This is a genomic window from Bacteroides sp. An322, from assembly GCF_002161765.1.
In the GTDB taxonomy this organism is placed as follows: domain Bacteria; phylum Bacteroidota; class Bacteroidia; order Bacteroidales; family Bacteroidaceae; genus Phocaeicola; species Phocaeicola merdavium.
The window spans coordinates 41,824-56,048 of sequence record NZ_NFIN01000011.1; the positions used below are offsets into that span (position 1 = coordinate 41,824).

Below are 14,225 nucleotides of genomic sequence, written 5' to 3' on the forward strand. Positions count from 1 at the left end.
GTAAATTTTAAATCAACGTTTTTCTTAAATCTTTTACACGCACAGCTTTACCTTCCTGCTTGGGCAGGCTTCCTTTTGGCACGAGTTTTACGCGCGGAGTGATAAGGATTTCATCTTTCAGTTGACGGGTAATTTCTTTGGTCAGGCGTTGCAAGAATCCGTAATCATCGGTGAAATCGTTTAATTCCACTTCCACGGTCATTTCGTCATTTGCCTCCAAGTTAGTTAGCGTAATGAGGTAATCATTGCCCAATTCTTTAAATTGCATCAAGATATTTTCTATCTGGATAGGGAAAATGTTTACGCCTTTCAAAATCATCATGTCATCGCTTCGCCCTTTCATGCGGTCAAGGCGTATATGATGACGTCCGCAAGGGCAATCACCCGGAAGAATGCGGGTCAAGTCGCGTGTGCGGTAGCGCAATAGAGGCATTGCTTCACGGTTGATAGTGGTCAGTACCAATTCTCCGATTTCACCTTCGGGTACAGGTTCCAGTGTATCGGGATTGACAATTTCCACGATGTAATAGTCTTCCCAGATGTGCAGGCCGTTTTGTTCGGGACATTCGAAAGCTACACCCGGACCGCACATTTCCGACATGCCGAACGAGTTATATGCCTTTACGCCCAACATCTCTTCGATGCGTCGGCGTTGTTCGTCTGAATGCGGTTCGGCTCCGATAATCAACGTGCGGAGTTTCGTGTCACGTCGAGGGTCGATACCCATTTCTTCCATCACTTCGTAAAGTCTTCCCGCATAGCTGGGGATGGCGTGAAGGGCGGTTGTTCCGAAATCTGTAATGAATTTGATTTGCCGTTTGGTATTTCCCGCGGCGGCAGGTACGGTAAGCATTCCTAACCGTTCTGCTCCATACTGAAATCCCAATCCGCCTGTAAACATGCCGTAGCCTGATGAGTTTTGGAAAATATCTCCCTTGCGTAATCCTACCATATAGAGGCAACGTGCCACGGCATTTGCCCATTCGTCCAAATCATGTTGGGTATGGAGAATAACGGTCGGTGTGCCGGTGGTACCGCTGGAAGAATGCAAGCGAACGACTTCTTCCAACGGAACTGCAGAAAGTCCGAAAGGATAATGGTCGCGCAAATCCTGTTTGGTGGTAAAGGGGATTTTTTGCAAGTCATCCAACGAATGTATATCTTCGGGTTTCAATCCGATTTCGGCAAAGCGTTGTTTATAAAAAGGAGTGCGCATACAGCGTTGCAGAGTCTGTTGCAACCGCTCCATTTGAAGTTTTTCTATCTCCGGACGAGTCATGGTCTCCAGTTCCGGATGTAAATACATAGATTCGTGTTTCATGGTCTTTCATTATCTTTTTCATGGCAAATATAGGAAATAATGAATAATAACGTATGAAAATAATGAAAATCTTTTTCAAATTGAAATTAGTTTCCTTTTTTTTACTCCAGCCTTCCCGTCGCCCGCAGGTATTCCGTTTCGTAGAGCTTGTATTGGGTTTGGGCTTCGATGAGGTTGCTTTGAGCCTGTTGCCATTGCGATTGGGCATCGAGCAGGTCGGTCAGGGTGCAGAGTGCGTTCCGGTACCGGTTCTGCATCACGCGCAGGTTCTCGTCGGCTTGGGCACATCCTAATTGCGCCGTTTCCACCATGCGGTATCCGTCGGTTACGTTCTGCACCGCCTGGCGTGCTTCGATGCTGAGCAGGCGTTGGTTCTTTTGCAGGTCGAGCCGTGCGCTTTCCAAGTCGAGGCGGGCTTTCTTTACCTTTTTCAATCCTTCGCCCCAGTGGAAGAGCGGGATGCTGACCGAAGCCATGACCAGTCCCAATCCGTCATCGAACTTCTGGGTGAAGGGAACGGCGTTTCCCGCGTTGTCATACGTAGTGCCTTTCAGCTTGATGTTGCCGTAATAGAGGTATCCGGCGGATAGTCCGATTTGCGGAAGTACGTCCGCACGTGCCATTTTCACTTGTTGCTCTCCCGCTTCCACCTGCTTTTGCAAGAGAGCCAGTTCGGGACGTGCCGAGATGTTTTCGTCCATTTGTGCGGGAGCCGATACCGAAATAACCGTATCGGCGGGTGTGATTTCGGTATCGAGCGGTTGCCCTAATACGTTGCAGAGCGCCAGGCGGCAGAGGTCGAGCCCGTTGCGTGCCTTTTGCAATTGGTAATGGATTTCGCTTTGCTTGGTGCGGATGCGGAGCAGGTCGTTCTCTACTCCCATGCCGGCGGAGAGTGCCACTTCCACTTGGTGGAACGCCGTGTCCATCTGTGTCTTGTAGCTTTCGAGCATCCGCACTTTCCTTCCCACCGAGATGTATGTCCAGTAGGCGTTATCGGCATCCGCTATCACTTGCATACGGGTCTTGCGCAGGTTCTCGTCGGCACATTCCTTTCCGATGCGTGCCAACTTGTTTCCGGCGATGATGCGCCCTCCCGCATAGAGCGGTTGCACCACGCTGATGCCCGCCATGTACATGCCCCGCATCTGAAGTTCCATGCCCATCAGGTCCATGTCGGTCAGATAAGTGCCCGTAGCTGTTCCGTCCAGTTTCGGAAGATAGCCCCGGAAAGCGATTTGTTTGTCCAGTTCCGCCTTGCGTGCTTCGTTTCCCGCACGCATCAGGTCTTCGTTATGCGCCAACGCCATTTCCCGGCAGGCTTGTGCGTCGAGCGTGAGCGGGCTTTGTGCCATTGCCGTCCAGCAGAAGAGGGCGGCGAGTGATGATAAGAATAGTTTTTTCATAATGTCTTTTTGGATGTTTTCATAAATTGCACGCAGAGACGCAAAAGCGCAGAGTTTTTATTTTTTGAGAGAGCAAAGAGCGCAAGAGGATTAAAAAAGTTATGGTATGCACGGATAATTCTTAATTTTCATTTTCTCCGTGTCCTTTGCTTTTCTCTAAAAATATTTCTCTGCGTCTTTGCGTCTCTGCGTTTGATTGAATTGCATATAACTAATATTTCTTCACATGAAACAATGCCGTGTAGAACAGCGGCAAGAGTATCAGCGTGATGATAGTGCCTACGGTAAGCCCGCCCATGATAGTGACCGCCATCGAACCGTACATCGGGTCGCCCACCAACGGAATCATGCCCACAATGGTGGTGAGCGATGCCATTAGTACGGGGCGCACACGCGATACGGTGGCTTCTATCACCGAATGATACGGGTCTCGCTTCTCCTCGGTTTGCAAGCGGTTGATTTCGTCCACCAATACGATAGCGTTCTTCACCATCATCCCTATTAGCCCCATCATGCCGATTATTGCCATGAAGGTGAACGGCTGGCGGAAGAGGAGCAGGGCAGGGGTGATGCCGCAGAACACGAAGGGGAAGCAGATGAGAATCAGTATCACCTTCTTCCAGTTATTGAAGAGCAAAAGCAGGATAATCAATATCAGGAAAATGGTGAGCGGAACGAACTTCAGCAGGTTGGATATGGCATCATCACGAAGCTCGTCTTCGCCCGTCCAGCGCATCTGATAGCCTTCGGGAAGAGGAATGGCTTCTATTTCCTTCTGAATGGACGCTTTCACCTTAGCCGGTGTACCTTCGTAGAGGTCAGTGTTCGGGTCGCATTCGGCTTCGATGGCACGGCGTCCGTTCACGCGGTACACCACGTCTTCTTCCCAGTCCGTCCGCACGGGTTCCGATACGCTGCTCAGGGGCACGCTTCGGAATAGCCCGTCCTGGATGTCGGAAGCGTTCTTGCTTCCCGTCAATACGCCTTGCAGGTCTTCTTCGGTCAGGCGCAGGTTCATCATGCTCCATACGGGGATGTCGTTCAGGTCGGTAATCCGGCTTCCGTCGGCATTCCGCACCATGAGGTTGATGAGCACCGTGCGGTCTTGGTCGGTCAATACGCCTACGGGCATACCGTCTGTAGCTGCCAAGAGGGCATTGCCTACATCACTCCGTTCGATGCCCGACCGGAGCGCATTGGCACGCACATAGTCCGCCACGAGCGACTTGCCCGCGGGTCTCCAGTTGTTCTGTACCGAATACGGGTCTACATATTCACACTTGCGCATGATGTTTTCCGCTTGGCGGCTCAACTCGCGGAGCACCGCAGGGTCGGGACCGGAGAACTCTACTTCCACCGTGTGCGAGGTAGCGATAGAGAAATTGTATTTCCGCATCCGGATGTATGCGTCGGGATAGCGGGCACGAAGCTCATCGCGCACCGTAGGAAGGATTTTCATCACCGTAGCATAGTCTTCGCAATCCACCATCAACTCTCCGTAGCAATCGCCTCCTGATGTCATGGGGCGCACTAAGCAATAGTGTGCGGGCGCGCTTCCCATGCTTGCGGCTACCCGTTCTACTTCGGGCTTTTCGCGGAGCCATGCGCTTATCTCTAACAGGTCTTTCCGCACTTGGTCGGGGCTGGATTGCGAGGGAAGGTAATATTCAATCACGAACTGGCGGTAATCGAAGTCGGGGAAGAAGAGGTTTTTCACCCGCGTCATTCCGAAGATGCACACCACTAATACGATACCTGCTATGCCGAGCGTGAGGTTACGGTGTTCTATCAAGACTCCGATGCTGCGCCGGATAAACCGATGTACGGGCGAGTTGAGCACCTCGGTCGGTTTCCCTTGTTTTTTCTCGCGCACGGGAAGCCATGACTTGGCGCATACGGGCACTTGGATGAGTGCTAATACCCAACTGGCGAGCAAGCTCACGCAAAGCACTAAGAACAGGTCGCGGGCGTATTCTCCGGCAGAGTCGGGCGAGAGATAGACCGATAAGAACGTAGATGCCGCTATGACCGTAGCGCCCAACAAGGGCATGGCGGTGTTCCGCCCGATGCGGTACAGGTAGGTTTTCGGTCCGTACCCCCGTTGCTTGTCTATCAAGATACCGTCCATAATCACGATAGCATTGTCTACCAACATTCCCATCGCTACGATGAAAGCCCCTAAGGAGATGCGTTGCAGGGTGGTGCCGCACACCAATAGGATAGGGAAGGACACGGCAATGGTCAGTATCAGCCCGAAACCGATAATCACCCCGCTTCGGATACCCATGGTGAATATGAGCACCAAAATCACGATAGCTACCGATTCCACCAAGTTCACCATGAACGAGTTAATGGCTTCGTCCACTTTATCGGGCTGGAAGAATATCTTTTCGGTCTCCATTCCGGCGGGCATGGTCTTCATGACTTCTTCTAACTTGGCATCGACCGCCGCTCCTACATCGGGCACAATGGCATCGGCTTCCATGGCAAGGCAAATGGCGAGAGCCGGTTTCCCGTCGACAAAGAATCCGTTGCGCTGGGGTTCGGAATAAGCCCGTTCCACCCGTGCCACATCACCCAAGCGCACTTGCTTTCCGTCGAACGTGCCTATCAGGAGTTGGCGGACATCCTCTTCATCACGTATGGATTCACCCACCCGTATCTGAAGGCGGTCGCTTCCCGTCTGATAGTCTCCCGCTTGTATGGTCTTTCCCGCACCTTGCAAGGCGGTCATGATTTGCACGGGCAAGATGCCGTTGCGTGCTATCTTGTCTTTCGAGAGGATGATGTTGATTACCTCGTCCCGGTTTCCCACGATATTGACCCGCTTCACTCCTTTCACGCCCATCAGTTCACGGCGTAACATGCGGGCATATTGATAGAGTTCAGGATAGTCGTACCCGTCTCCCGTGAAGGCATAGAAGATGCCGTACACGTCCATCATGTCGTCCACCACCACGGGGTCATAACACCCTTGCGGGAGTTTTTGCCGGAGGTCGTTCACCTTTCGGCGGAGCAAGTCGAAATGTTGCTCTAAATCTTTCAATAACACCGTCATGTGGAACTCTACGGTGAGCATCGCCATGCCTCCCTGGCATTCGCTTTTCACCTTCTTCACATCGGGCAGGTTGCGTAGTTCGTCCTCCATCACTTGCGCCACTTCCAATTCCACCTGATGCGCGCTGGCTCCCGGATAGGGCACTACCACCATGGCTTGCTTTACCGCCACCGCTGGGTCTTCCAATTTCGGCATCTGGATAAACGCTAATATGCCCGCTAATATCATGAATACCGCAAAAGACCAGAACAGGGTGGGGCGTTTGATAAAGAATTCCGTTAGTTTCATCAGAGCAGTCCTCCTACGTTCGTTTTAGCCGGTTGGGGTGTGATGCTTACTTTCTCGTTCTCTTGCAGGGCATTCACTCCGGCTCTTACCACTTGTTCGTCTCCTTTCAGTCCCGAAGAGATGACCGCCTGCCCGTTTCCGTCCATGCCTTGCAGGGCGACTTGCACTTTGCGTGCCAGCGAGTCTTTGCCTATCGTCCATACATACGTGTTGCCGCTCTCCTTAAAGACGGCGTGCATCGGGAGCGTGAAAGTCCCGTCTTGCCCTTCCGATGCCATGCGGAGCGTGATACTTGCGTTCATGCCTGCGGTCAGCTTTTGAGGTGCCTTGCCTTCGAATGCCAAACACATCCGGTACAATTGCGTGCCGTCGGCTTTCGGGGTCAGGCTCTTCAGCTTCATCGGTACGGATGTGCCATTGGTATATTCGATGCCGGTGATGCGGTCTTTCCGTTGGTAGACTTCTACGGGGATATCCAATTCCACTTCCAGGCGGTTTATATCCAATAAGGTGACGAGCGGGGTGCCGGCGTCTACCATTTCCGCCGGTTCGAAGTTCACGCTTTGGATATACCCCGAAAGCGGTGCGTAAAGCTTCGTATAATCCAGTTTGTTTTGGTTCAATTGAAGTTGTGCCTTTAGTTGGCGCAGACCCGCCACGGCTTTCTCATAATCGTTCTCCGAAACGCTTTTCGCCTCGTATAAGAGCTTCATGCGCCCCACCTCGTCTTCTAATTGGTCGGTTTGTGCCTGCAAGGCTTCCACGCCCAGCCGATAGTCCGCATCGTCCAGCTCGGCTATCAGTTGCCCTTCGCGCACCGGGTCGCCTTCTTTCACATGGATGCGTTCTATTTGTCCGGCGGTCTTGAATCCTAAGCTGATTTCGCGCGCTTCCTTCACGATGCCCGAAAACGATTTCACACTTTCTCCGCCCGACGGGAGCGGACGGACGCACATCACGTGGTGCACCGTGCCTTTTTCATGATTCCTCTGTGTGCATCCGGCAAAGGGAAGGCACATCACGCCTAAAACGGCTATCAAATACGTATTCTTCATGTTGTTTATGATGTTATTCGGTTTTCATTGATGCAAAGATGCATCGTTTACGGGAGAATAACACGAGCCAATCGGCGGATAAACTGTCCGAAAGGACGGATTATGGAAAGAAAAGAGCATAAATCATCTTGTTTGTTACTCTAAATGGCGTATATTTGCGATGTGAACGAATACATAATATAAGCTAAAATGAATATCTGCAAATATCCAATGTAGGGGCGGGGTTTGCCCGCCCTGATACATCAACGGATATATCTGTGGACGCATTCGGGCAGGCAAACCCTGCCCCTACAAGTAATTGGACGAAATGCGGACATTCATATAAGCTAATTAGAACAGTTGCTTATGAAACAGAGTCAATTCAACAAGTTAGAGATGATGATGCTTGCGGATTCTAACCGCAACGTGGTATTCGGGAACGAACTGATGGTGGACGATAATTTCGACATGCCTCTTTCGAAAGAAGACCGCGATAAGTACATGGCTCCGGTTTATCCTTTCAAACTCATGTTCATGATGATTATGATATGCACCAAAGGGTATATGCGCTTTCAGTGCAACTTGCAAGAGCGGACGGTAAAGGCGGGGGAAGTCATGATTCTTTTCCCTAATTCGATAGGGGAGTGCTTGGATACTTCTCCCGATTTTCAGGTTGCTCTTATCGCTTGCTTGGATGATAGTTATGCGGGTGAAGCCAGTGCGTCTTTTTCCGCCAAGTTCCGCAATCGGTTGGCGAGTCAGATGATTATTACCCTCACGGGAGAACGGATGGACGAGATGCTCTTCCTTTACCGCCTGATGCGGAAGAAGATGGAAGCCCCGCATACCGAGTTCACGCGCGAAGCCCTGAAAGGATGTATGCAAGTGATATTGGCGGAGTGTTATCAGGCATTGTCGGAAGAACTGGAAATCAAGGAGACGGAAAAAAGCCGGAACAGGTCGAAACACTTGCTTGACACTTTCTTGAACTTGGTTCAACGCCATTATACGCACGAGCGGAGCATTACGTTTTATGCCAGCGAGATGTGTCTCACACCCAAATACTTAGCGCAGGTGATTTATCAGGAAAGCGGGCGTCATGCGGGCGAATGGATTAAGGATTGCGTGATTCTCGAAGCCAAGGCATTGCTCAAGAGCGGGAAATATACCGCCCAGCAAGTGAGCGATATGCTGAACTTCGCCAACGCTTCTTTCTTCGGGAAATATTTCAAGGCGGCGGTGGGATGCTCGCCCAAGCAATATCAGAAAGCCTGATGCAGATGATAGTCCGCCAACTTCCCGATAGGGCTTTGAAGGAAAACGCCCGTTTCGAGCTTTTCTCTCTGAGCCGCTTCTTCTATCTCCGTGCGGAAATGCCAGGCGATAGAGCCGACGAAAGAGACGGGAAGCCGTTTGGAATAGCGGAGCACATTGCGCCGGAAGAATGCGCCGAAGCATTGCATGAGAAAGGCGTGCACTTCTTCCTCGCCTTTATGCCGGTGGATAAAAGGGCATAGGTTTGCCAGGAACCGGTTGGCTTGCGGCTGGCGGTACACGCGGTCGATAATTCCGGCTTCATTCATTTGCAATTCATCCAACAAGGAATCCCGTAAGTGTATGGGAAGTTGCCCTTTTAAGCAATCCGCCACGAAACATTTGCCGAGATAAGCACCGCTTCCTTCGTCTCCCAAGATATATCCGAGCGGGGGAACGTGTTCCAAGATTTGCCGACCGTCGTACAGGCACGAATTAGAGCCTGTGCCCAAGATGCAGGCAATGCCCGGACGGTTTTGGCACAAGGCGCGCGCGGCTCCCGTTAAGTCGGTTTCCACCTCGATATGTGCCTTAGGAAAGAAGCATTGCAAAGCTTCTCTGATAGAAGATGAAACCGAAGGCAGGCATCCCGCGCCATAGAAATAAATAGAGGTACACGTGTGTGCGGCTTCTTCGCACGAGGGGAACAATTGTTCCTCGATGATATGCCGGATGTATGTCTCGGATTGGTGGACCGGATTGATGCCCTCGGTCTGTATCCGCACACGTTCAGAACCGCCGGTGCCGTAGCACCAGTCGGTTTTCGTTGCTCCGCTATCGGCGATAAGAATCATAAGAAAATCAGTTTATGTTAAATAGAAACGCAAATTAACGCAGATTTCCGCAGATAATAATTTAATTTAAATCTGAGCTAATCTGCGAAAATCTGCGTTTTCATCATATACAATTAGAAGCGGTTTAATGGCAATGTCCGCATTCTCCGCCTCCGCAGCATCCGTCTTCGCCGTGGTGGTGATGTCCTTCTTCGCCGCATCCGCTTCCGCATCCTTCGCAATGGCCTCCGCATCCACCGCTCATGGCGTTTGCGATTTCTTCTATTTCCTTATTGGTCGCGGGACGCATCTCGATGACTTTCCCTTCGAATATCAGGTCTTTTCCTGCATGGGGATGATTCAGGTCGATAACGACTTTATCCTCGGTGATTTCGCCCACGTTGGCATAGAAGCGGTGTCCTTCGTTATCGCTCAGCATGATGATGTTTCCGGGGAAGATGTTTTCACTATCGAATTTCCCTTTCTCGTCGCAGAACATGCTTTTCGACACTTGGCGCACATTGTCCTCGTCGCGCTCGCCGTATGCTTCGGCACAAGGAATGGTAAAGTTGAACTCGTCTCCCTTAGCCAAGGCGGTGATTTCTTTTTCGAAGCGGTCGAGCGTATAGCCTACACCCGAAATGAATTGGAACGGATGGTTAGCCGGTGCTTCTTCAATCAATTCTTTTTCTCCGCCGTTCATCGCATAAAGGCGGTATGATACAGTGATGTATTTATTTTCCATGTCTAAAAATATAATATAGATTGTTTATTGCCCGGCAAAGATACGAAACGGAAAAGCGTTTGTCAAGAGAAAACAGGAATTTATTTTCAAAAGTTACGCTGCCCCATCCGCCTGCCCGGCGCGGCGCAGCTATCTATTTTCATGTATGCACTTGTATGGTATAGTTTATGCATATATATTCATCTTAACAATGACAAATGACAATTAGAAAAATTGAAAACGCACGGCAAGAAGAATGTGATTACATAAATTATACTATATATAAATATATATATTTATATATAGTATATTATATATGTAAGTTTATTCAGCAAAGTCAGAACTCATAAAGTTAACTCTGTGTGGTGATAAATGTACTAAAATCTGTTAAGTCCGATGGTGCAGCTTTTCTAATGGAATGAAAGCCACTAAATTTGCAAGAAAAGCCATATGCTGCTAAGTCAATTTGAAGGTCGTTTTCCGACGGAAGAATCCTGCGTGTCTTATTTTAGAGACATTCGCATCATCCAAGGCGTTTCCTGCCCTAATTGCGGTGTCAAAACTGATAAGTGGCTGCAAGGGAGAAAAGCGTTTCAGTGTACAAAATGCGGTTGCAGCATTCCCTTGACCAAGGGGACGGTAATGGAACACAGCAAGTTGTCCCTTCGTACTTGGTTCTATGCCATGCACCTTATGACGTCCATCAAGCAGGTGCTTTCCGCAAAAGAAGTCCAGCACCAGCTGCGGATAGAACAATACCCTCCCGTGTGGCTTATGATGATGAAGTTGAGGAACATCATGGGAAAGCGGGATTCCATATACCAATTGTCGGATGAAGTGGAGCTCGATGAGGCGTTCTTTCCGATACGGATTCCTGAAGAGGCGCGCGGTGAGAAAATCAAGCGCGGGGCAGGAAGCCAACAGCAAGCCAAGGTACTTGTCATCGTTGAAAGCAAACCTGTTGACACTGTACTGCAGCAATACTTGTGCGAGGCAACAGAGCAATCCATAAGAAAAGCATCCAAATTGGCTAAAAAAGCGGAAAGGCAAAGCATCGGAAAGGTTGTCCATTACATAAAGATGTTTGTGATTGACAATCTGAGTGCTGACACGTTGGACAAAATAGTACGTAAACACATTGACAAGGATACGGTCATCGTTTCAGACGGTTCCTCCTCGCACATAAACTTCGAAGGGTACTTCAAAGGGTATGAACGGCATGTTGAGAGCAATGTGGATTCTGTTGTCAAGACTCATTTGCCTTGGGTGCATGTTGTCATAGGACGCTGCCGAAGTGGCATTGCTGCCATTCATGGTGAGGTTGACAAGCAGTTCTTGCAACTTTACTTGAATGAATTCTGCTGGAAATTCAACAGAAGATTCTTCAAAGATTCATGCGACCCGAAATATGACCTGTTTGATAGGTTGGTTAAGATTGCCGCCATTTACACATCGGACATCAAATGGAGAGACTACTACTTACCGGACGATGAAATCGTTTAAGGTTTGTTAGTACATTTATCACCACACGGAGTTCTTTTTTTCAACGTCGGCAAAGATATAATGAAATTGGAACACAGAGACACAAAGGCACGGAGTTTTTAGTCCTTTTTTTAGAGAAATATTTCTCTCTGTGTCTCCGTGTCTCTGTGTTTAATATCACAAACATCAATGTTTCTTCCGATATGCCCGTATGCGTTGCAATACATTCTTGCGCAGGTCTTCGTTATAGAGATTGAACTCTTGCACGTGCAGGTTGCCTTTGGGTAACAGGGTTTCTACACTGGGGATGAAGTACTGTTCTTCGTCTATGCCTGTTACGATAAGCGTATGGATAGTAGTATCGAGCGAGACGGTAAAGCCTTGGTAGGACGGGGCGGGAGTAGCATCGGTGCGCCAGTTGACGGGATTGATGCACACTACATTGTCTCGGAATAAAGGCGATACGGCTTCGGGGCGGGTCACGCTATTGAAGCCGATAAGTACGCCCGTATCAATGGAATCTTGTGCAGGACGTAGGGTCGGATAGTTAGCCAGTTCTTCCGGTGTAACGGTATAGCCGATGGCGTAGGTGGCAATGAGTTTCCGGCTGATGTCGGGTGTCATTTCCCGTTTCAATAGTTCGATAACCGCCTTAGCTCCTTGGCTATGCCCGGCAAGGATAAACGGCTTCCCTTGGTTATCGTGCTCCATATAATAATGGAAGGCATCCGCCACGTCTTGATAAGCCAACTTGAAACGTTCTTCGATGAGTGCTGTGTCTAAGGTGAGCCAGCTATCCATTGAGATTTGGCGATAATAAGGAGAGAAGAAGTTGCAACTATCTGCCAATACGCTTTTAGCCAATTGGATGGAAGGATTCACCAAGGCACGTTGCTCTGCATTGAAGATATCCATGTGGTGCCGGGTTTGTCCTAACGAGTCGGTATAGTCCCATACGCAGGTGGGGACTACATAAAACAAGTCTACATTTTTCCCCATAGCGTCTTGTTTGTTCTCGAACCAACATTGGGGATTGGAATAGTCTATCGTATCGCTTACGGGTGTCGATGCGTTTTTCTCGCAAGAAGCGAGTGTAAAGAGGAGGCAAACGAAGTATGCTAAATGTTTGAGGAAGTGTAAGGGTGATTGGGTGTTCATGGCTTGTACAATAAAATTTAATTGTTAAAAAGTAATGTCATTCTGACGACCATATGGAGGAAGAATCTCGTAAACATCTACGTGGATGCATTCGAGATCCTTCACTATCGTTCAGGATGACAAAATGAAAGCTAATTTTTGTCTTAACATACTCTCGAATTGTCTTCCAATATCGTTTCAATACGCTCCAGTATCGCATAAAGCTCTTCTTGGGTTTCGGCACGGAGCATGGCGATGCGGGTATCGCGGAAATTGGGGATGCCTTTGAATAAAGGAGAAGCCGCCAAGTGACGTCTTACGTGAAGGATGCCCCGGCGTTCATCGAGCAAGTTGATGCTGTCCTGTATCTCCCGGCGCAATACGTCCAGCTTCCAGCGGAAAGAAAGGGGAGGAAGTTCTTCGCCCGTTTCCAGATAATGTTTCACTTCCTTGAATATCCACGGGCGTCCGAAACTGGCACGGCCTATCATAATGGCATCTACGCCATAGCGGTCGAAACACTCTTTGGCACGTTGAGGCGTGGTGATATCCCCGTTCCCGATGATAGGGATGCGCATACGCGGATTGTTCTTCACTTCGCCTATCAGGGTCCAGTCGGCTTCGCCCGTGTACATCTGCGAGCGGGTACGTCCGTGAATGGTCAATGCCTCAATGCCGCAATCCTGCAATTGCTCGGCAAGGTCTACGATGATTTTATGGTTCTCGTCCCAACCCAAACGGGTCTTTACCGTGACCGGAATCTGTACGGCATCTACTACGGCACGGGTGATTTCCAGCATCTTGGGGATATTCTGAAGCATACCTGCCCCTGCGCCTTTACCCGCTACTCGTTTTACAGGGCATCCGAAGTTCAGGTCGAGGATGTCGGGGCGGGCTTGCTCCACGATGCGTGCCGCTTCTACCATGGTTTCGGTGTCTTTTCCGTAGATTTGGATAGCCACGGGGCGTTCGGCTGCACTGATGTTGAGCTTCATCATCGTTTTGTCTACCGAGCGTATCAAGGCGTCGCTCGAAACGAATTCGGTATAGACCATATCGGCTCCGAACTCTTTGCAGAGCAGGCGGAATGCGGGGTCGGTCACGTCTTCCATGGGTGCTAATACCACGGGCTTTTCTCCTAAGTCAATGTTTCGTATGTTCATGCGCGGGATGTCTTTTTGCGGTCGTTTATAATTGCGTCTTTATTCTCTAATGCCCATTCTATCAGTCCGTTGATATGCGGAATTAAGGAATGGGCGCGGGAAGTTAATGTGTATTCCACACGGGGCGGCACTTCGGGATAGACCGTACGGGTCAGATAGCCGTCTTCTTCTAAGGTGCGGAGGGTTACGGTCAGCATTTTTTGCGAGATATCGGGTATCTTGCGTTGGAGTTCCTTGAAGCGCATCTTTTCTTTTTCAGCTCTGTCAAGCGTATAAATCACCAAGAGTGACCATTTGTCGCTAATCCGTGCCAAGATGTTCCGTATCGGGCAATCGGGGAACATCGTGCTTTCTATTGTAGTTCGGTCCATATTGTGTTTGTGCATTTTATTGAACGCAGAGACGCAAAAGCGCAAAGTTCTTGTTTTTAGAGAGGGCAAAGTACACAGAGAAAGTATCAGGCTTCATACTCTTTACTTTCTCTAAAATGGTTTCTCTGCGTTTTTGCGTCTCTGTGTTTGATGA

General features: G+C 49.5%; 11 protein-coding genes. 2 read left to right on the plus strand and 9 right to left on the minus strand.

Going from position 1 to position 14,225, the window contains the following annotated elements:
• Nucleotides 1-7: 7 nt before the first annotated feature.
• The 4 genes from B5F91_RS07725 to B5F91_RS07740 form a co-directional block, all read right to left on the minus strand.
• Nucleotides 8-1,306 carry a phenylacetate--CoA ligase gene (locus B5F91_RS07725; protein ID WP_087428559.1) on the minus strand — a complete coding sequence of 433 codons (1,299 nt, stop codon included), beginning with the start codon at nucleotides 1,304-1,306 and terminating at the stop codon, nucleotides 8-10.
• A gap of 116 nt (nucleotides 1,307-1,422) precedes the next feature.
• Nucleotides 1,423-2,727 (minus strand): TolC family protein, encoded by a 1,305-nt coding sequence (locus B5F91_RS07730; RefSeq protein WP_087428515.1) that lies wholly within the window; start codon nucleotides 2,725-2,727, stop codon nucleotides 1,423-1,425.
• A 211-nt stretch (nucleotides 2,728-2,938) separates the two neighbouring features.
• Nucleotides 2,939-6,073, minus strand: coding sequence for an efflux RND transporter permease subunit (locus tag B5F91_RS07735; RefSeq protein ID WP_087428516.1), 3,135 nt, complete (start codon nucleotides 6,071-6,073; stop codon nucleotides 2,939-2,941).
• Nucleotides 6,073-7,128 carry an efflux RND transporter periplasmic adaptor subunit gene (locus tag B5F91_RS07740; protein WP_239416367.1) on the minus strand — a complete coding sequence of 352 codons (1,056 nt, stop codon included), beginning with the start codon at nucleotides 7,126-7,128 and terminating at the stop codon, nucleotides 6,073-6,075. The genes B5F91_RS07735 and B5F91_RS07740 overlap by 1 nt, the downstream gene beginning before the upstream one ends.
• Before the next feature lie 345 nt (nucleotides 7,129-7,473).
• Here B5F91_RS07740 and B5F91_RS07745 point away from each other — a divergent pair, with 345 nt between their 5' ends.
• Entirely contained in the window at nucleotides 7,474-8,382 is a 909-nt protein-coding gene (locus B5F91_RS07745; RefSeq protein ID WP_087428517.1) for an AraC family transcriptional regulator, read from the plus strand.
• On the opposite strand, the gene B5F91_RS07750 is transcribed toward B5F91_RS07745, so the two are convergent.
• Both B5F91_RS07750 and B5F91_RS07755 read right to left on the minus strand, forming a co-directional pair.
• A complete protein-coding gene (locus B5F91_RS07750) occupies nucleotides 8,370-9,215 on the minus strand; it encodes an ATPase (protein WP_087428518.1) in 846 nt (281 codons plus the stop codon). The genes B5F91_RS07745 and B5F91_RS07750 overlap by 13 nt on opposite strands.
• A 124-nt stretch (nucleotides 9,216-9,339) precedes the next feature.
• Entirely contained in the window at nucleotides 9,340-9,939 is a 600-nt protein-coding gene (locus B5F91_RS07755; RefSeq protein WP_087428519.1) for an FKBP-type peptidyl-prolyl cis-trans isomerase, read from the minus strand.
• A 429-nt stretch (nucleotides 9,940-10,368) separates the two neighbouring features.
• On the opposite strand from B5F91_RS07755, the gene B5F91_RS07760 reads away from it, so the two are divergent.
• Nucleotides 10,369-11,421 (plus strand): IS1595 family transposase, encoded by a 1,053-nt coding sequence (locus tag B5F91_RS07760; protein WP_087428520.1) that lies wholly within the window; start codon nucleotides 10,369-10,371, stop codon nucleotides 11,419-11,421.
• A 165-nt stretch (nucleotides 11,422-11,586) separates the two neighbouring features.
• On the opposite strand, the gene B5F91_RS07765 is transcribed toward B5F91_RS07760, so the two are convergent.
• The 3 genes from B5F91_RS07765 to B5F91_RS07775 form a co-directional block, all read right to left on the minus strand.
• A complete protein-coding gene (locus B5F91_RS07765; protein ID WP_087428521.1) occupies nucleotides 11,587-12,558 on the minus strand; it encodes a DUF3089 domain-containing protein in 972 nt (323 codons plus the stop codon).
• Nucleotides 12,559-12,701: 143 nt separating this feature from the next.
• The gene (dusB, locus tag B5F91_RS07770) at nucleotides 12,702-13,700 is read right to left on the minus strand and encodes a tRNA dihydrouridine synthase DusB (RefSeq protein ID WP_087428522.1); all 999 of its coding nucleotides are present in this window, start codon (nucleotides 13,698-13,700) and stop codon (nucleotides 12,702-12,704) included.
• Nucleotides 13,697-14,071: a helix-turn-helix domain-containing protein gene (locus B5F91_RS07775; protein WP_087428561.1), complete on the minus strand. Its 375-nt coding sequence runs from the start codon at nucleotides 14,069-14,071 to the stop codon at nucleotides 13,697-13,699. The genes dusB and B5F91_RS07775 overlap by 4 nt, the downstream gene beginning before the upstream one ends.
• Nucleotides 14,072-14,225 lie beyond the last annotated feature (154 nt).